This window comes from Catenovulum maritimum (genome assembly GCF_001050375.1).
GTDB lineage: Bacteria > Pseudomonadota > Gammaproteobacteria > Enterobacterales > Alteromonadaceae > Catenovulum > Catenovulum maritimum.
This window is the reverse complement of sequence record NZ_KQ130496.1, coordinates 79,952-99,179: the sequence shown is the minus strand read 5'-3', so window position 1 is coordinate 99,179 and position 19,228 is coordinate 79,952. Positions and strand designations below refer to the sequence as shown.

The following is a 19,228-nucleotide window of genomic DNA, read 5'->3' as shown; positions in this document are numbered from 1 at the left end:
AGGCACTCAATAAGATAAAATACCTATGATAAAAACTCTAATTTCATCACTATGCATAAGTTTTACGCTTTTACTTTTATTCTTTATTTTCCATAGCTCAAATGTTTCTAATTCAGATAATTTAGTACAAGTAAATCAACAACAAACAACTCAAACTAACTTAGACTCTGGGGTTATTAATACTCATATAGCTTTTCCTACTTTTATTAATGCAAAACCAGATGCAACCTCAGATCTAACCCACCTATTGTCAAACGTTAAATTAAGAGCATTAAACCGCAATAAGCTAAAACAAGCACTAAAAGCAAACCCTGAACAGTTATTGGATTATATTAAAAATAATCCGAATATAGACGAATTTGAACAAAGGATTATTCTGGACGTGGTTTATCAGTTTAGCGATCAATACCGTGAGCAAGTCGGATTAGAAATGATGTATGCAAAAAATCCAATATATAGATCTGCAGGCTATCAACTACTGGCTAGCGCAGGCTCTGAAGATGAGACATTAACAAGCTATTATATAGGCTTAGTTACAGAGGCGAGTTACACAGAAACAGACATCGATGTATTGACTGATATAATGACAATTTACCATACTCAAACTATCTCAGATGAAGTAAAGCCTAAAGTTATTAGCCGCCTTTCGCCTCTATTAGCTCATCAGAATACGAATTTACAAATTGAAGCGCTTAAAGCTTTGTTAAATGTAACGGATCTAGTAACCAGTACACCATATATAGTGGAAAATTTAGCAGCCCAAGATACAAGTAAACTAGCTCAAACCATAGATATTTTATACTCAATATCCACACCACCAGCTAAGTTAGCTGAAGAACTAGAAATTCTTAGCCAATCAGAACTAAGCACACCAGAGATAAAACAAGCAGCACTCGCCGTTATACAACATTGGCAACGCTGAACAAAAGTGAGAAAGTAAAAAAGAAAAGGTGAAAAGACAGCTTGTAAGCCGGGTTCTGTATCTATAAAAGATTAGCAATCATTCGTCTAGGCCTTAATTCGCACTAAGGCTCAAGCAATCTACCCGGTTCCAACGTGGGCCACGCCATAAGGAACCCTATTTGATCTTGCTCCGAGTGGAGTTTACCGTGCCACAAACTGTTGCCAGCTGCGCGGTGCGCTCTTACCGCACCCTTTCACCCTTACCTGTGCTGTTGCCAGCCATCGGCGGTATACTCTCTGCTGCACTGGTCGTCGGCTCGCGCCGCCCAGACGTTATCTGGCACTCTGCCCTATGGAGCCCGGACTTTCCTCTCCTTCATAAATGAAGCAGCGATTGCCCAGCTGTCTTTTCGAGGGGCATTATAGGTTGTAGAGCTATTTAGTCAAACAGATAAACTATTATTTGTTCATACTGGTTCTATAATTCGAGCCGGAACTAGCATTAGATTAGGGTGTGTTGATCTTTTGAGTACAGCAAACGTCAAGACACCCTAGCGACAGTATATTTTAAAAGTAGTGTACTAAAGCAATCGCAATCGTATCCGAACTAGCACGACTTGCTTGCTCCGACTTCCCGTTTAATCTCAGTTGCCATTCTTTATTCAAATGGTAGGCAAGCTCCAAATTATAAGTGGTAAGGTGTTTTGTTGCTCCTTGCTCGTTAAACACTTTAGAATATTCTGCTAATAGGCTAAAAGCAGAACCTTGATACAGGTAATTGATATGTGGGCCAGCTCCAACAAAGTAGCCTTTGTCTAATCTTTTATGCGCATAAGTATCCAGATTTAACATGAAAGTTAATTGGCCAAGAGCCAAGTTGTAGCTTCTTCCGTAACCTGCAGCAAGATTAAACATAGGGTAATTAGCTAGAATAGACTTTCGTTCAAATCCAAACTTTACTTGCCATGAATTAGAGCTGAGTAAACCAGAAACTGGCGTTAATGAGCGAATATCGATAAAACTAAAATTCTGTAGCTTTATCTCACCTTGTCTATAGCGCCTTGCCCCAAAACTAAACATTTCTAGTTTAGAATTCGTAATATAACCCTCAGGTAAGTCTAATAAATCATGGTAAGCTGGACGATAATTAATACCTAAATACTCATCTTGAACATGCTTCCCTAACTCAATTTCAACTCTTTGTGTTGCATGTCCCTGATCATCTCGATATTTAGGTGTAGGTACTACAGTTGACTCATCCTCTTTTATAGATAATTTACTTCTTGCTGATAAAAGCTTAATTGAACGAGCACCTAAATGCAGGATCTTAGATTTCTTTTTAGCTGCTAAATACCGGCTGTACTGATAAGCTAAATCCAAAATTTTGGCTTGCTCTGCTACTAGATAACGACCTAACAATTCAGGCTTAAATATTTGCTCTTCGACTAATCGTTTAGCTAACTCAATTTCACTCTGCGCTAAATTTGACTGTAGGCTCGCCATTTCAGTTAAAGTAGAAGGCCGATATTGAGTTGATTTTATTAAACCTGCCCTGCCTAAAACCCTGATTGTATCTGTTGGAATTGCTCTAAATGAAAAATGATGAATTAAAGATATTCTATCGCTACTGGCATCAAGCATACTTAACAATTGATACGCACAGTTCTCGGTAAAAAAGTAATAATCCATGTAACTGTTCTTCATTTCCCAAATGTGCCGAACCATTTGGTTCACTTCTTCAGGTTTTAAATCTAACTCATACTCCCATATATCCCGACTCTCTAAAGCACCATATTCTTGAACTTTTTGATAATAAGGCATTACAGAGAAAACACCTGGATACTTACCTGCAAGTCCTTTGTAACTAAAAACAAGTTGATTGTCATTTGGATCGGGGTTTGCTGCGTAATTTACAGCATAGTCAAGTAACGCATTTGTGCTCCCTGACTTTTTAACTCTAAATAAAGTGTGTCCATACATAGATGAAGGGCTATTCAAATATGCAGCCGGAAACACTAAATATATTTTTTCTGGAGAAAGGGTTGCTTGCCAAGTGTCGAACTCGGGGCAACTCAGTTTATATTGCCTAAGTTCAGGTATTTTTTCTGAAAGCCAATAAAAACGAGCAGGAAAACGACATTGAGCTCTACTATCAATTGATAATTCATTTGTCGATTTAAAAGCCGAAAGGGTCGCTAATAATTCAGCATGAGGATCAAATTTACCGTTAATGGCTAAGAAAAAATTTTCATCATCCACTTGGCTCTGGTTTTTTATTGAAAAGCCGGCCTTGTGATAATGAAGTAAATCTAACCAATATCGTTCTTGGGATAATTTAGCCAAATCTAGACAAAAAACAGATGGACTAAAAACAATGACAGCTAAGAGAAACAGCCTAACTAAGCAAATATTCAATTTCTATTTCCATATATAAAAAAAGGCGGTAAACCGCCTTTTATTCAAATGTAAAACTAGATGATTAGCCTAAATATTTTACTAACACTTGATCTTGATTCATTACATCTACAATTGCTTGATAAGCAAAAGTCGCATCTACAGATTCAGAAGCAAAAACTTTATCAAAGTTTGCTTTCATTGTTTGGTTAAATAAAGCTTTATCTTCCGCTTTAATTTCCATTAAATCAGCTAGGGCAGCTAAAGTTTCGCCTTCACCTTTAGCAACATCAACCGCTAAAGGTTCTAAGTTTTCATTTAAAAACATAGCTAAACCTTTTGCTAGAGGACCATTTGCAGATTCACAACCTAAAGTACCAGAAGTCATACCAAATGTTTGGTTACCTGATGTACCATTTGTTGTCGCTGCTAATACATGCTCATGAAATTCATTTGCATTTTGAAAAACAACAGCTGTACCTAAACCACATCCAGCAGGACCATTCGCGAAAGCACCAAAAGAAGCACCGGTTAAAATTACTGATAACACTAATTTTTTCATTTTAAATTCCTTATATAATTGGTAGTTACTGCTGTTTCATTATAAGCAGTGAAACGATTAAATTACAAAGAGTAATTATCGCTACAACGAGATCCCTATCTCATAAATGGCTTTCTTTTTCACACCATAAGTATCTGCTACTATACCTGCGGCTGTTTTTAAAGGCATGTGGGGGGTTAATTTTTTTAATAACTCAACGCACTTTTCGTCTATTTCATTATCTGATTTGTCGGCTTCAATCACTAAAACAAATTCGCCTTTTTGCTGATTGTGATCTGCCTTAATCCACTCCAAGCATTCGCTGACGCTTGCTGAGTGTATCGTCTCAAAGGTTTTGGTTAGCTCTCGACAAATTACAATTTGTTTATCTGCGCCTAGTGCTTTTTCTAAATCAGCTAGACAAGCCAAGATTCGATGAGTCGACTCATAATAAACAGCAGTAAAACTTACGTCTTTTAATTTTGCCAAAGTCGCTTGGCGAGCATTTGATTTCGCAGGTAAAAAGCCGCCAAAATAAAATTCATCGGTGGCAACGCCTGCCGCGCATAGCGCTGTTATCACTGCGCATGCACCAGGTACAGGAATCACTCTAATATTATTTTCTCGACATCGTCGAACGAGTTTATAGCCAGGGTCATTGATTAGCGGAGTGCCCGCATCTGAGATAAGCGCAATAGAAACACCAGCTAAAAGCTGTTCAATTAATCTTTGGCTTTGACCATCTTCATTGTGGTCATGATAGGCAATACATTTAGTTGTGACTGAAAAATGAGACAATAGCTTGCCTGCATGCCTTGTGTCCTCTGCTGCAATCAAATCAACATTATTTAAAACACTTAATGCTCTTTGACTCATATCTTCTAAGTTACCAATTGGCGTAGCAACAACAAATAGTTCACCAAGCTGTGACATCTCAACCTCATTATCCAATGACTTTTTTAATGGGCAGCAGTATATACGTAAACCATATTAATGTGAGATAAATTGTTTCAAAACCAAGCTAACGAGTGAGTCAAATTATGTCCAAGAAAACTCAAGTGTGTGCAGTTTAACCTAGCCAGTATAACGGCATTGGGTATATACTAACTTGGTTGATAATCAAGACAGAACCTTTTGTTAAATGTGTGTTATTAAAAACCTTTTCGTTAAACTTGTACTTATCCTATGCTCCATTCAGCTAATTAGCTGTGGTTCAACAAAAAAAGTTGAACCAGTAAAAAAAGTAGTTGAAACACAAGCACCGCAGGTACAAAAATTAACTGCAGATGATTATTTACAAAAAGCTCAAAACGCGGCAAATGACACTCATGCAACACTTTGGTATGTAAGGGCTGCTGATGCTTGGCTAGAACAGCAAGAAACCGCAAAAGCTTATGCGCTGTTATCTAGCCTAGATACAGTTCTAATGAGTAAATTTATCAAAAATCAATACGCTTTGTTTAAAGCAGAGTCTCTAATCCGCTACCAAAAGTATGCTCAAGCCTTTCCATTGATTAAAGACATAGACACATTACAAGGGTTTGAAGCTAGGTTGTTTCTAGCACAAAGCGTAAGTGCCTCTAACACCCAACATTTCTTAGAAGCGGCAAATGCGAGGATAAACCTAAAAAATTGGTTAACCGATACTGCTGATATTGATCAGCAAAACAGTTTAATTTGGCAAGACCTCATTAACTTAGAAAGCACAGCGTTTAGTTATTTTCAGTCGCCCGATAAAGTTGAACTAAGCGCATGGCTAGCCCTGCTGAATATCACCCATTCGTATGCACATTCAGCAGAACAGCTGTTAATCAATATTCGTCGTTGGCAAGCACAAAACCCTAGCCACCCTGCCGCTCAGCAATTACCAGAAAAATTACAATTAGCGCTAGCAGTGGAAACCTTTACGCCGCAGAAAGTCGCTGTTTTCCTACCACTAAGTGGCAAATTTCATAAACAAGGTGAAGCGATACAACAGGGTATTTTAGCAGCTCGCTTTAGTCCAATTAGTTCAAATGCAACAATAGAATTTATCGACACCAACTTATGGCAAGCAGACCAAGCATTAAATCCTAGCGAATTTATCGCAGCAGAATACGACTTCATCATAGGTCCGTTACTCAAAGACAATATCGTTAAATTAAATGGACTTGGGCTAGAAATACCAAAACTTTGGCTTAACGCGCTAAATGATGAATTAGAATTGAGCGAAACTGAGTACAGTTTTACTTTAGCGCCAGAAGCAGAAGCAATACAAGCGGCAAGCAAAATGATTAAGTTAGGCTATAAAAAACCTATCGTTTTAGCGGCAGCTGATAGCAAAGGCAAACGAATGGCCGAAGCTTTCAAACAACATTTTTTGGCCAAAACAGAGAACGAACCTGAAATTAGTTATTTCAGCAACACATCAGAAATGAAAAAAAGTGTTGAACAACTAATGGAAACGGGTCCAAGTAAATCAAGAATTAAAAGTATTAAATTACTCTTTGAACAGCCAAAGCAATTTGAAGCAGATGCCAGAAACAGAAGAGATATAGACGTAATTTATATTATAGCTGATGCCACGCAAACCCAAATATTGAAGCCATTTATTGATGTTAATACAGCGCCATTTGCTCGTCTAATTCCGATATACGCTAGTTCTAGAAGCTATAGCAGCGAATTAAACCAAGCCGATTTACGAGACTTAAACCAAGTTGTATTCAGTGACATACCTTGGCGATTACCCGGCAAAGCAAATCAAGCTGTTTTAGCTGAACAAATGAAAAGCATTTGGAAAGATCAAAATGACGATTTAAGCCCGTTTTTTGCGTTAGGCTACGACAGCTTTAATCTACTGCCTAACTTAGCCAAAATGAGAGTGTTTCCGGGCTTTATCCATCAAGGTTTAACCGGTGATATTAAATTAAGTGCTAAAGGAAACGTAGAGCGGGATCTGCGTTGGGCTAAATTTGAAAATGGAAGAATAACTAATGTCGCCCTTATTTCAGAACGTCAGTAAAAGACTCGTTGGGCAAGATTACGAACAACAAGCTAAAAAATTTTTAGCTTCAAACAATGTTCAATGTATAGAGCAAAATTTCAACTGTAAAACGGGCGAAATCGATCTGATTTGTATTGAACAAAGTACTTACCTGTTTGTCGAAGTAAGATTCAGAGCAAAGTCGAGCCATGGCTCAGCTGCTGCGACCATTACACCAAGCAAACAAAAGAAGGTAAAATCTGCTGCTATGTACTACTTGCAACAAAACAAACTAAATATAAACCACACTGCAATTAGATTTGACGCAGTGGTTTTTGATCAAGACAGTAAAAATCCTAACTGGATTAAAAACGCCTTTTAAGTAAAATAGTCCCCACATAGTCATTGGCTTATCGATATTCAGATGCAAGAATTAATAAAACAAAGTTTTACCGAAAGTATACATACTAAAATTGCAGCATTAGACGTATTAGCGCCTATTATCGAAACCGCTGCAATGACAATGCTAAACGCATTACTTGCGGAGAAAAAAATCATTTGCTGTGGCGAGAGCTTTTCTCACCCAATTTCACTCATTTTAGCAAATGCGCTTAACTACAAGTTAGAGCATGAAAGACCAGGGTTGCCTGCAATTACCTTGTGTCCAGATCCTATGCTTTCTTCTATGTTAAGCGATGAAGATCAAGCAACACAGCAGTTTGCAATTCAATTAAGAGCCATAGCCCAAGCTGGAGATGTTCTGGTCATTATCAGCTCTCACCCTAATTCACCAACCGCGTTAAGAACAATAGAAGCAGCTTTATCTAAAGATATGTTGGTTGTGGCGTTAACTGGGTCAGATGGTGGTGAAATCGCTGGGTTGTTAGGTCCTAACGATGTAGAAATTAGAGTACCTTCGGATATACCTATCCGAATTAACGAAGTGCATCAGCTCGTAACTCACAGCATATGTGACGCAATAGAAAAAACTTTATTCCCAGGAATGTAATATGAAATTAGCTTTACCCCTTCTCACTTGTTTAATCTTAACGCCAGTTTTATCTGGTTGCGTCGCTATGTTATTTGCAGGCGCTGCAGGCACAACAGCCGTGGTTGCCAACGACAGACGTACACTCGGCGCACAAGTTGAAGATAAAGAAATAGAAAGCAAAGTCGTAAGATGGTTAAAAGAAGCAGAGTTAGACGAATCTGTTAATGTAAAAGTACTCAGCTTTAATCGTCATATCTTATTAATTGGTCAAGCGCCATCTGACTTTTTACGAGATAAAGTGCTCGACATTAGCAGCCAATACCCTAACTTTATTGATTTATACAATGAAATTAGAATAGATGAAAAAATCACAGCATCTGAAGCCGGTAAGGATGCTTGGATTTCAACTAAAATAAAATCCAGAATGCTTGCGGATAAAGAGTTAAACGGTAATCACGTTAAAATTTACACTGAGAAAGGCGAAGTTTTCTTAATGGGGATGCTGACTCCGAGAGAGAAAAAAGTCGCGATCACTATTGCCCGAAACATTGCCGGTGTGAAGAAAGTCACTGACGTTTTCCAAGATTATCAAGAACCCGTTAAGCAAGGCTAAAATTTTGCCAAACTACTTTATCGCATTAGATGGTGGCGGGAGTAAAACTCATGCGGTTTTATTCAACCAAGAACACAAAGAATTAGTCCAATTTATAGGTAAAGGGACTAACTTTGCAACTGACTTTGAACAAGCCATTTCAAACTTGCAAGCCACTGTCGATGGCTTATTAAAAACTGCAAATATTAAAAAAATCCAACGCTCAGACTGTCACCTTTTAGGAGGCTTTGCTGGTGTCAATGTTCCAGCTGTCGCTGACAGACTCAGAATTTGGCAGCATGATTTTAAGCAATTTGATTTCACCACTGACCTGCATTTATCAGTTTATGCAGCAAGTGACTCTCAATATGGCTCGGCAATTATCACAGGCACAGGAAGCTGTGCCTTAGCCATTACGCCTGAAACTGAAATTATGCTCGGTGGCCATGGTCTATTACTGGGAGATCAAGCTTCAGGGGCGTGGATAGGAAAGCGTTTAGTTGAACATAGCCTATTAGCCTTAGATGGCTTCGAATCTATGTCAAATATAGTCAATCAGGTAATGCAAGCAAGTCAGTGCCAAACCGCAACCGAGCTTTGCCAATATTGGCTCAAAGCAGCACCAGCTGAATATGCCAAGTTAACCCCTTACTTTTTTGAATCCATTGCGCATTCAGATCCAATAAGCTTAAAGATATTAGATCAAGCTATTGCATACTTATCCCAATTAATTAGCCGTCTCAGTGACTTATCAAGCAACCCAATTTATCTAATGGGCGGCATTGCGTCTAAGTTAGCTAAACACTTACCTAGTGAATCTCAAAGCCAAGTTATAGTTAATAACATTGCACCTGTATATGGCGCTTTTCAGTTATTAAACACAAAACCAATACAAACTAATAACAAATCACTAACCTCTGGCGTTTTTTAATGTCTTTCCTGCATAGGCTAGGATCAAATTGATATATAAAAGCAATTAACAGCAGAGTAAATCCTGTTAGAGTTAATCATTAAATTTAGGCGATATTAGAATAGCAGAACAGTATATGACTGACGCTTTATTAATCAAGGAAGCCAAAGAAACTCCAGCAAGGGTTGCTGAACAGTTAGATGAAAATGAGCACACAATTGAAAAATTAGGTTCTCATTTAAAAATTATGCAGCCCAAGTTCATTTATATGGTTGGACGGGGTTCATCAGACAACGCAACTGGATTTGCTAAGTATTTATTTGAGATAGAAACAGGTATCCCCGTCGTTACCGCTGCGCCATCAGTGACCAGCATTTATGGTAAACAAATACAATTATCGCAATCTCTTGTTATTGTTATCTCTCAGTCAGGCCGTAGCCCAGACATCTTACAACAAGCAAAAATGGCAAAAGATGCAGGCGCTTTTGTAGTTGCAATAGTCAATGACGAAAATTCTCCACTAGCTGAACTCATCGATGTCATCTTGCCTTTAAAAGCAGGTACACAAGAAGCGATAGGCGCGACTAAAACGTATTTAGCAACTTTATCTGCACTACTTCAACTTGCAGCAACTTGGTCACACAATAAAGAGCTCAAAAGATCGATTTTGCAGCTGCCTGAATATTTACAGCAGTCAATAGACTCATCTCCAATCCTGACACCTGATAATTTTGCCGAAACAGAGCACTGCGCAATATTAGGCCGAGGTTTTGGCTACGCTGTCGCAAAAGAGATATCGCTTAAGCTAAAGGGACTGTGTGGTATTCATGCAGAACCATTTAGTACAGCTGAGTTTCAGCATGGCGCCGTCGGATTAGCAGAGCATAGACTTAAGATTTTAAATGTATTAATTAATGATGAATCGTATCAATCGCACATGGATTTTATTAACCAATTCGACAAAAGTCACAGTCAAATACATCATGTGCAGCAAAAACTAAAGAATGTTCCTGCTAGATTAGAACCTTTAACTCTGCTACAAAGATTTTATTTAGATATTCCTGCAATAGCACAGGCTCATGGTGTAAACCCAGATAACCCACCTGGTCTACAAAAGATAACTAAAACAGTTTAGAGATTAAAGCTTGTTGATCTGTTAAGTGGTTAAACCTAAAAAGGCTTAACCACTGCAAGAATGACGACAGCAAATAAAACCAAAACAGGCAACTCATTAAACCATCGATAAAATTTTCCGCTGCGCGTATTTCGGTCTAATTTAAAGTCTTTCAACAACTTAAAGCAATATGCATGATAAGCATATAAGAAAATAACTAGCGACAGTTTAGCATGTAGCCAATGGCTCACTTTAAACCACTCACTACCATATATATAAATTATCCAAACCCCAAATACAGCCGTTAATACCGCAAAGGGAGTCACAAAAAAGAGTAACCTGCGCTCCATTACTTTAAGTTGCTCTGAAACATTCTTATCTTGATTTTCAGCGTGATACACCAACAAGCGTGGAAAATAAAAAATGCCAGCAAACCAAGCAACCATAAAAATGATATGGAAAGCCTTAAGCCATAAAATTGTCATTATTCAGGTCCCTCAAGTGAGCCTTTGGTTAATCTTTTACGCAACTGTTCCCAGCTGATAACGCCGATAATCGCGTCCAGCTCTTCTTCAAAAATATAAACAGAACCAGTTCGTTTATGTTGTAATATTTCGTAAGGCTCGGCCAGAGTATATCGAGATTCAACCCCCTGAAGCTCTGTAAATTGAAATGGCGAACTTGCGTGCGGATCGAGAGACACATCGTAATTAACAAGCTGAAAACTCGCGCCACCTTCTATACACTGCTTATAAATAACTAATTTTTTACCTGCTCTATCTAAAGCTTTTCTGAGTACAGACTCGTCGTTTGATTTAACTAAAATGAAGTTTTGTTTCATCTCAGCCATTACGCCGATTTTTTGCAACACCTCATATGTAGGGGGTGTATTGTAATCTAACTTTTGTAATTCAAGCTGTTGTAAGAATAACGACCGATTCTTAAATACCTGCCCAGCGACCACATGAGCACAAACTATCACTAACATAGCAGGTACGATTATTTCTTGGCTATATGTCATCTCCATAGCGGTTGTTAAAGCCGCCATTGGCGCATTTAAACAAGCAGCCATTAATCCAGCTAATCCTAGTACTCCATACATGTTTGAGTATAAATCTACATTGCCAATAAAAGCAGAAGCCAATAAAGCCAGTAAAGTGCCTAGCATCATACCCAGACCTAAGATAGGTCCGATAACCCCTCCTGGTACACCTAAACCAATAGCAAAAAAGGTAAGTAAGGCTTTACAAATAAACACTGTCATAAGTAATTGCGCATTACCTGTATGCTCTTGAGCAACAACAATAGCACCTAACCCAGTCCCAAGTGCTTCAGGCACGATAAAGCCAATAATGGCGGTCAATAAACCAGCTAACAGTAATCGAGGTAATAAATTTACCTTTTTGAAGCCCCTTAAAATTTCAATCAACTGGCGATTAAAAGCAAAAGCAAAACAACCGATTAATATCCCCATTAAAACTAAATATGGATAATGTTCAATCCCTAAAGCTGTAATATTCAAACCACTCAAATCTTGACTATGGCCAAACACCAGTCGGCTCGATACAGCACCGACAACAGAAGCGAGCATTACGGGTACGAATACATGCGTTTTATATTCGCGTAATACAACCTCCATCACAAAAATAACCGCAGCCAATGGCGTGTTGAATGAAGCTGAAATAGCCGCAGCCATGCCGCAGGCCGAAAGCGTTCGAACTGAGTTATAAGGGAGCTTCAACCAACTACCTAAGTAACTCGAAGCACCTGCCCCCAAATGCACAGCAGGGCCTTCTTTACCGACAGAAAAGCCACTCGACATAGCGACAATTCCACCAAAGAATTGATTAAATGTATTTCGCATCGGCATCATGCCATAAAAAGCTTTTAATCGATAAATAACAAAGGGAATACCGAGTCTAAAATGCTTAAACTGGGTAATTAATCCAACCGAAACAATTAATAAAGCGCCAATAATAGGGAGTAAGAAACGCGTAAAGCTATCTAGATCTGTAAAATCATCCGGTCGGGGAAGATAAAGCAATTGAATATTTTCAATACACCAACGAAATGCAATAATAAGAGCAGACGCACTTAATCCAGCTAAAAGCCCTAACACACTCAATTGAACCGATATTTTAGGGTAAGATAACTGCCGTCTAAGTTGTTTTAATTGATATTTTATCTGCATCTATATTTTAATTTTATTTGAGTTGCTTCCATACAAACTGAGGCAGTTTAAAACTACATAAGAATGAACCATTTTGAAAAAACACGTAATACGTAATTTTGACTTTATTTTTCGAGCTAATCTTAGATTTTATTCGACAATAACCGGCATTGTACTATTAGGCATCGCAGCCTTCCTAGGTTTCAGTATAGCTAAATGGCAAGACAAAGTTCAATTAGCTGAAGCAACAAAAGTGAAACAAAATTTATTAGTCAAAGAAAAAGACTTATTTTCTGTAGAACAAAAACTCAATTTCACTCGAGTTGAACTAGAGGTAGGTAAACTCAGCTTACAACAATTACAACAGGACTTAAGAGAATTACAACAAACCAACACCCGACTAAAAGAGCAGCTTAGTTTTTATCAAAATGTAATGGCGCCAGAGTTAACCGCTGATGGCGTGATGATAGACACGCTACAAATAGAACCAACCGTCATTGAAAACCAATTTCGGTATCGAGTTGTTTTAGTCCAAACCAGCAAACAAAAGAAATTTGCTAAAGGCTACATAGAATTAACGGTGAACGGTTCAAGAAATAATAGAAATGCAGCATTAAATTTAACCGATCTAAAATCAACTGAAAATGACTACACCTTTAGTTTCCGTTATTTTCAGATTTTGGAAGGTGAATTTGTACTCGACCCTGATTTTACGCCAGAAAGAGTGCACTTAACCGTCACTTTGCCTAAACGTTCAGGACAAAGCTATAGCCACACTGAAAAAGAATTCGATTGGCAGCCTGAAGTGATCCACAGAGATTAGCTTCAACTAGCTAAAATAGTTGAACGATTTAGTCAGGTATTAGATAATAGCCCCAATTGACTTAAATAAATGTATTTAAGTTTTAATCTATATTGATTTAAGAAGGTACAGTAAATGGAAGCCATCCCGCTCAATTTTACCGAAGCAGCAGCAAAACAAGTAAAAACTTTAATAGAGGAAGAAGAAAACCCAAATTTAAAGTTTAGAGTTTACATTACTGGTGGCGGCTGCTCAGGTTTCCAGTATGGGTTTACTTTTGATGAAAAAGTAAACGAAGGCGACATGCTAATAGAAAAAGAAGGCGTCACTCTAGTAGTTGATCCTATGAGCTTGCAATACTTAGTCGGTGGTGAAGTCGATTATACATCTGGCTTAGAAGGTTCTCGCTTCTTTATCCAAAACCCAAATGCGACAACAACTTGTGGCTGTGGTGCCAGCTTCTCAGTTTAAAACACGAGACAGTTTCCTTAACGATTGATTCGTTAAGGAAACTCGCTGTAACCTGTATATTCCCTACCTTATTATTCTCTCGCCATATACATTTCATTTGTAATAGAGGTATTGAATGAGCCAACTCAAAATTTTCCATGAAAACGCCCCCTCTAAACCTATATTGGACACATTAGATAGGCAGCTAATTACAGCCAGTCTACGAAAAATCAATGTAAGATTCGAGGCATGGAATACGAATAAAATTCCTAAGCCAAATGACGATGAAGCAAGCATACTCCAGCTATTTCAAGCGGAAATAAATGAATTCATAAAAGATCATGCTTACCAGTCTTATGATGTGGTCCACATGACACCTGATCACCCAGAGAAGTTACTGGCTAGGGAGAAGTTTTTAACTGAGCATATCCATAAAGAAGACGAGATACGTTTTTTTGTTCGAGGTCAGGGGCTGTTTACACTACATATAAACAATAAAGTATACTCTATTTTGTGTGAACAAAACGACTTAATCTCTGTGCCAGCCAACCTAAAACACTGGTTCGATATGGGTCAAAATCCTGACTTCACCGTTATCCGTATTTTTGATAATCCGAAAGGCTGGGTCGCCCATTATACCGGCGATGATATAGCTAAAAATTTTGCAATATTAGAAAACTAAGAAAAATAAAGATTAACGCCAACTGACTTAAAAACATAAAAAGTAGAAGGTTTATCTTTGTTGGAATGAGTTGGTATAAAGGGGGGAAGGTGGCGGAAACCCGCCACCACAATTAAATATCATCTTATCCTGATGAAAACAGCCATGTTATAGTATTCCCTAAAACGTTAAAAACGCATCTCCATAAAATCTTATTATATTTATTAATTCACTTCCTGTTGGATTCCACCAATATATCCTTTGTTACTCATCCTAAGCTATCCATTCCATATGCTCCTGCTATTTCCTTATCTATCCACCTTGGATAAAACTGCTCCATGCTCCTTAACTATCCTTAGTTAATCCTAATATATCCTTATTTCATATCCTTACGAAAAGAAAACATCATGTTTTCTATTAGTCCTTATCGTCCTAGCTCCTGCTAAGTCTGTCCTTAAGCCATCTTGGCAATAAAGTACTCCATGTATTCCGTCATCCACCCTTTCATTTCCATGTTGCTCTTTTCCTTTATCAAGTCCATTTCCCTAAGCAACGAGTCTATTCTAGTTAAGTGACCCCAGGTCTTAAAGAACCCCAAAAATATATTTTTTTAAATTAATTATTGAAACAATCTAAAAATAAACTTTTAAGCATATATAACAATAGGTTAAGATTTTAATCTTCTTTTATTCTTGTACGTTAATCGACATATCCACTAATCTTTGTAGGAGATCTCTCACACACAAAGACGACACTTGTCCCATTGTCTTCTTTGACAAAATCAATACATTATTAACCTGGACTAGGGATAAGAAGTTAGCTAAGACTTAAAACGTTATTCTAGGGTGATATTACTCTTAGAATAAAGCAAATTTGCGCACGGAATAGCTGGCTAATCCAACACAATAATAGGAAAAAATAGCCCATAGAAAGTATGAGATGAGTGAAGATTTATATAGAAAGTTGCAGAAAGTGCTTAAGCAGAGTACTTAAGCACAATAAAAGATTAGCGTCTTTGGTAGGTAATAAATTGGTGTGGATACTGATTTTTTTCATCCACAACGCCATCAAGGGACTGAGTAATTTCCCACTCACGTTCATTAATTTCAGGAAACTGAGTGTCGCCTTCAATATTGGCTTGCACTTGGGTGATATAAAGCTTATCTGCTAGCGGTAAACAAAGCTCATAAATTTTACCACCGCCAATAATCATTATTTCATCGGCTGTCTCTTGTTTTGCAAGTTCAATAGCCTGCTCTATGCTATTAACCAATTTAACATCTGGGTGAGGCAGTTCATTTGAGCGGCTTAGAACGATATTAGTACGACCCGGTAAAGGTCGACCAATAGAGTCAAAAGTTTTACGCCCCATGATCACAGGCTTACCTAAAGTTGTCTGTTTAAAAAATTTAAGATCAGCCGGCATATGCCATAATAATTGGTTATCTTTACCTATATATCGCTCAGGTGTCATTGCCACTATCATAGAAATTAAACTCACAAACCTACTCCTTATTTTTGATAGATAATTTCTGGGCCATCTTCGTCGTCATCCCAGTCATCATCATCTTCGTCCCAGTCTTCATCTATCACTTCACCCATGACATTTTCATGGTATGACTGCCATTTAAATTCGACTTGCTCTTCAGTTTTTTGTTCATCTAAGCTTGGTAATGGATTTTCTAATAACCAATTGCCTAAACTATTCATTAATTCATCTAAGCCTTCACGCTGAACAGATGAAATAGCAAAACTCGGACCTTCCCACTCTAACGCTTCTTTTATTTGCTCAATTCTTTCTTGAGCATCTTCCGGCAACATTAAATCAGTTTTACTAAAGACTAACCATCTTGGTTTTTCGGCAAGTTCAGGCTTATAAAGTTTTAATTCATCAACAATTGCCAATGCGTTATCAACTGGATCTGAGCAATCTTCAGGTTCAATATCAATTAAGTGAATTAAAACTCGACATCTTTCAAGATGTTTTAAAAATCTTAAGCCAAGACCAGCACCTTCAGAAGCGCCTTCGATCACACCTGGAATATCAGCAATAACAAAACTGTTCCCAATTCCTTGTCTAACCACACCTAAATTAGGTACTAGAGTGGTAAACGGGTAATTTGCAATTTTCGGTTTAGCTGCAGAAACTGAACTGATTAATGTAGATTTGCCTGCATTAGGTAAACCTAATAAGCCAACATCTGCTAACAATAATAATTCTAATTTTAATTGGCGAACTTCGCCCGATGTACCATTCGTTTTTTGTCTTGGTGCTCGGTTCACACTACTTTTAAAGCGGGTATTACCTAGGCCATGGTAACCACCTTTAGCAACCAATAATTTTTTCTCATGCCCCATAACCTCACCGATCACTTCGCCGGTTTCAGCATCTGTAGCACGAGTACCTACTGGTACTTTTAAATACTTGTCTTCACCGCGACAACCAGTACAGTTTTTACTTTTACCGTTTTCACCACGCTGGGCTGCATGGAATCGAGTAAATCTATAATCGATTAGAGTATTTAAACCTTCATCACCAATTAAATAGACATCACCGCCGTCGCCACCATCACCACCGTTAGGTCCACCTTCAGGTACATATTTTTCTCGACGAAAGCTAACGCAGCCGTTGCCGCCGTCACCTGCATCTACTTTGATCTCAACTTCATCGACAAAATTCATTTACATAACCTCATAGGAACCAATCGGAGCAATAATTTAATACACGTCAATCATCATTTTAGTCTATCTGGTATTTGAATACAGGGGGTTTCAGAAATGATTTTTGACTTTAGGAGTAAAAACAAAAAAACCTGCCGAAGCAGGTTTTTTTCAGTATTTTTTAAATCTTAAATTAAGCAGCTTCGATGCTGATGAATTTACGATTTTTTGGACCTTTAACTTCAAATTTAACTTTACCGTCAGATAAAGCAAATAAAGTGTGGTCTTTACCGATACCTACATTGTTACCAGCGTGGAATTTAGTACCACGTTGACGAACAAGAATGTTACCCGCTAAAACAGACTCGCCACCAAAACGCTTAACACCAAGGCGTTTAGCTTCTGAATCGCGACCATTTCGAGTACTACCGGCTGCCTTTTTATGTGCCATTTTATAGTCTCCTAAATATTAAGCGTTAATGCCAGTGATCTTAACATCAGTGAACCACTGACGATGACCAGCTTGCTTACGAGAATGCTTACGACGTCTAAATTTAACGATTGTAACCTTCTCACCACGACCGTGACCAACAACTTCAGCTGTTACTTTACCGCCGTCAACATAAGGTGCACCAATTTTAATGTCTTCGCCATTAGATACTAAAAGTACTTTATCAAAATCTACTGAAGCACCAGCTTCTAGTTCGATTTTTTCTAGGCGAACAGTTTGGCCTTCTGCTACACGATGTTGTTTACCACCACTTTGGAAAACCGCGTACATAATTCTACTCCGCTCACTATATGCGCTCGTTGTTTACAATAAATTTAAACGAACACACAATTTCTTAAAAACAGGGCGCGAATTCTACGCGATGAGATTTCAGATCGCAAGCCTAAATATGCAACAATTGACTGAAAACTGATCAATAACCAACAAAGCGAGATAATCTGTCGTTTAAAATGCGTAATTTCTCTTAAAATTGTGTACACTTAGCTAAATTTTTAATCAGCCAATAATAAGCTATTGTTCAAATGCAGTTAAATCAGATCAAAGCACTGACAGATAACGACATGTTATTAGTCAATCAAGTCATCGCAGACCAACTCCAAAGTGACGTATCACTCATACAACAACTTGGTTTTTACATTGTAAATAGTGGTGGAAAGCGAATACGGCCATTAATTACGACACTTGCAGCTAGAGCTTTAGGATATGACGGTAAATCACATTTAACATTAGCCGCTATTATAGAGTTTATTCACACCGCGACTTTATTACATGATGACGTAGTAGACGAATCCCTAAAACGCAGAGGCAGAGATACTGCTAACGCTTTATTCGGCAATCAAGCATCTGTGTTAGTCGGTGACTTTCTTTATACCCGTTCATTCCAAATGATGGTTTCGCTAAACACCATGAAGGTTATGCAAGTATTATCTGATGCCACCAATGTGATTGCAGAAGGTGAAGTGATGCAGTTAATGAACTGCAACAACCCAGATACTTCAGAACAAAGTTACATGGATGTAATATACAGCAAAACCGCTAAACTGTTTGAAGCTGCGACTAGGCTTACCGCTGTTATTGCAGAAAAAGACCAAGCCACTGAAACGGCATTAGCTGATTACGGCCGATATTTAGGCACAGCATTCCAGTTAATGGATGATTGGCTAGATTATGCTGGCGATTCTGAAAGTTTAGGCAAAAACGTAGGCGATGATTTAGCCGAAGGTAAACCTACGTTACCTTTAATTCATGCAATGGCAAATGGCAATGAAGCACAAGTTAAACTAATCAGACAAGTTATCGAACAGGGTAATGGCTTAGACCAACTAGACGAAGTTTTAGCGATTATTAAACAAACCGAATCTTTAGATTACACATACAAAAAAGCAGAAGAACACGCGCAAATGGCAGTAGATGCACTTGCTATACTACCAAATTCAGAACATAAAACCGCACTTGAATCTCTTGCTTGGTTATCAGTAAAACGAGATAACTAAACCACTAAATTAGCTTATCTCAAAATTCGTAGCTCTAACGAATTTTGAGATGAATTTCCAGCTAAAAACCTGA

At 38.0% G+C, this 19,228-nt stretch carries 20 protein-coding genes and 1 other RNA gene; 11 read left to right on the top strand and 10 right to left on the bottom strand.

Annotation, left to right across the window (positions count from 1 at the left end; all coding sequences use genetic code 11):
- Positions 1–25: 25 nt before the first annotated feature.
- Positions 26–922 carry a hypothetical protein gene (locus tag XM47_RS14000; protein WP_048693737.1) on the top strand — a complete coding sequence of 299 codons (897 nt, stop codon included), beginning with the start codon at positions 26–28 and terminating at the stop codon, positions 920–922.
- 28 nt (positions 923–950) lie between these two features.
- On the opposite strand, the gene rnpB is transcribed toward XM47_RS14000, so the two are convergent.
- From rnpB to rsmI, 4 genes are all read right to left on the bottom strand, one after another.
- An RNA gene (rnpB, locus tag XM47_RS18750) (RNase P RNA component class A) lies at positions 951–1,313 on the bottom strand.
- Positions 1,314–1,470: 157 nt separating this feature from the next.
- Positions 1,471–3,318 carry an Lnb N-terminal periplasmic domain-containing protein gene (locus XM47_RS13995; protein ID WP_048693736.1) on the bottom strand — a complete coding sequence of 616 codons (1,848 nt, stop codon included), beginning with the start codon at positions 3,316–3,318 and terminating at the stop codon, positions 1,471–1,473.
- Between the two features lie 64 nt (positions 3,319–3,382).
- Positions 3,383–3,859, bottom strand: coding sequence for a DUF3015 domain-containing protein (locus XM47_RS13990; protein WP_048693734.1), 477 nt, complete (start codon positions 3,857–3,859; stop codon positions 3,383–3,385).
- Positions 3,860–3,940: 81 nt separating this feature from the next.
- Positions 3,941–4,771: a 16S rRNA (cytidine(1402)-2'-O)-methyltransferase gene (rsmI, locus tag XM47_RS13985; protein WP_048693731.1), complete on the bottom strand. Its 831-nt coding sequence runs from the start codon at positions 4,769–4,771 to the stop codon at positions 3,941–3,943.
- 208 nt (positions 4,772–4,979) lie between these two features.
- On the opposite strand from rsmI, the gene XM47_RS13980 reads away from it, so the two are divergent.
- The 6 genes from XM47_RS13980 (at position 4,980) to nagB-II (ending at position 10,428) form a co-directional block, all read left to right on the top strand.
- A complete protein-coding gene (locus XM47_RS13980; RefSeq protein WP_048693729.1) occupies positions 4,980–6,839 on the top strand; it encodes a penicillin-binding protein activator in 1,860 nt (619 codons plus the stop codon).
- A complete protein-coding gene (locus XM47_RS13975; protein WP_048693727.1) occupies positions 6,811–7,182 on the top strand; it encodes a YraN family protein in 372 nt (123 codons plus the stop codon). The genes XM47_RS13980 and XM47_RS13975 overlap by 29 nt, the downstream gene beginning before the upstream one ends.
- A 42-nt stretch (positions 7,183–7,224) precedes the next feature.
- A complete protein-coding gene (locus XM47_RS13970) occupies positions 7,225–7,809 on the top strand; it encodes a D-sedoheptulose-7-phosphate isomerase (protein WP_048693724.1) in 585 nt (194 codons plus the stop codon).
- A 1-nt stretch (position 7,810) separates the two neighbouring features.
- Positions 7,811–8,404 (top strand): BON domain-containing protein, encoded by a 594-nt coding sequence (locus tag XM47_RS13965; protein ID WP_048693722.1) that lies wholly within the window; start codon positions 7,811–7,813, stop codon positions 8,402–8,404.
- Between the two features lie 4 nt (positions 8,405–8,408).
- On the top strand, positions 8,409–9,314 hold the full coding sequence (locus XM47_RS13960; protein ID WP_048693719.1) for a glucosamine kinase nucleotide-binding domain-containing protein: 906 nt from the start codon (positions 8,409–8,411) through the stop codon (positions 9,312–9,314).
- Between the two features lie 115 nt (positions 9,315–9,429).
- Positions 9,430–10,428 carry a glucosamine-6-phosphate deaminase NagB-II gene (gene nagB-II, locus XM47_RS13955; protein ID WP_048693716.1) on the top strand — a complete coding sequence of 333 codons (999 nt, stop codon included), beginning with the start codon at positions 9,430–9,432 and terminating at the stop codon, positions 10,426–10,428.
- 35 nt (positions 10,429–10,463) lie between these two features.
- On the opposite strand, the gene hemJ is transcribed toward nagB-II, so the two are convergent.
- Both hemJ and XM47_RS13945 read right to left on the bottom strand, forming a co-directional pair.
- Positions 10,464–10,892, bottom strand: a complete 429-nt coding sequence (gene hemJ, locus XM47_RS13950; protein WP_048693713.1) for a protoporphyrinogen oxidase HemJ — start codon at positions 10,890–10,892, stop codon at positions 10,464–10,466.
- A complete protein-coding gene (locus tag XM47_RS13945; RefSeq protein ID WP_048693709.1) occupies positions 10,892–12,598 on the bottom strand; it encodes a chloride channel protein in 1,707 nt (568 codons plus the stop codon). The genes hemJ and XM47_RS13945 overlap by 1 nt, the downstream gene beginning before the upstream one ends.
- A 73-nt stretch (positions 12,599–12,671) precedes the next feature.
- On the opposite strand from XM47_RS13945, the gene XM47_RS13940 reads away from it, so the two are divergent.
- From XM47_RS13940 to XM47_RS13930, 3 genes are all read left to right on the top strand, one after another.
- Positions 12,672–13,400 (top strand): DUF6776 family protein, encoded by a 729-nt coding sequence (locus XM47_RS13940; RefSeq protein WP_048693707.1) that lies wholly within the window; start codon positions 12,672–12,674, stop codon positions 13,398–13,400.
- Between the two features lie 114 nt (positions 13,401–13,514).
- Complete coding sequence (erpA, locus tag XM47_RS13935) at positions 13,515–13,850, top strand: iron-sulfur cluster insertion protein ErpA (protein WP_048693704.1); 336 nt, start codon at positions 13,515–13,517, stop codon at positions 13,848–13,850.
- A gap of 115 nt (positions 13,851–13,965) precedes the next feature.
- Positions 13,966–14,511, top strand: a complete 546-nt coding sequence (locus XM47_RS13930; RefSeq protein ID WP_048693702.1) for a 1,2-dihydroxy-3-keto-5-methylthiopentene dioxygenase — start codon at positions 13,966–13,968, stop codon at positions 14,509–14,511.
- A gap of 985 nt (positions 14,512–15,496) precedes the next feature.
- Here the strand turns inward: XM47_RS13930 and folA are convergent.
- The 4 genes from folA to rplU form a co-directional block, all read right to left on the bottom strand.
- Positions 15,497–15,991 (bottom strand): type 3 dihydrofolate reductase, encoded by a 495-nt coding sequence (folA, locus tag XM47_RS13925; protein WP_342669146.1) that lies wholly within the window; start codon positions 15,989–15,991, stop codon positions 15,497–15,499.
- Positions 15,992–16,002: 11 nt separating this feature from the next.
- Positions 16,003–17,172 carry an Obg family GTPase CgtA gene (cgtA, locus tag XM47_RS13920; protein WP_048693699.1) on the bottom strand — a complete coding sequence of 390 codons (1,170 nt, stop codon included), beginning with the start codon at positions 17,170–17,172 and terminating at the stop codon, positions 16,003–16,005.
- A gap of 172 nt (positions 17,173–17,344) precedes the next feature.
- Positions 17,345–17,602 carry a 50S ribosomal protein L27 gene (rpmA, locus tag XM47_RS13915; RefSeq protein ID WP_048693696.1) on the bottom strand — a complete coding sequence of 86 codons (258 nt, stop codon included), beginning with the start codon at positions 17,600–17,602 and terminating at the stop codon, positions 17,345–17,347.
- Positions 17,603–17,620: 18 nt separating this feature from the next.
- Positions 17,621–17,932, bottom strand: a complete 312-nt coding sequence (gene rplU, locus XM47_RS13910; RefSeq protein WP_048693693.1) for a 50S ribosomal protein L21 — start codon at positions 17,930–17,932, stop codon at positions 17,621–17,623.
- A 251-nt stretch (positions 17,933–18,183) separates the two neighbouring features.
- Between rplU and ispB the strand changes: the two genes are divergently transcribed.
- A complete protein-coding gene (ispB, locus tag XM47_RS13905) occupies positions 18,184–19,155 on the top strand; it encodes an octaprenyl diphosphate synthase (RefSeq protein WP_048693692.1) in 972 nt (323 codons plus the stop codon).
- Positions 19,156–19,228: the final 73 nt, after the last annotated feature.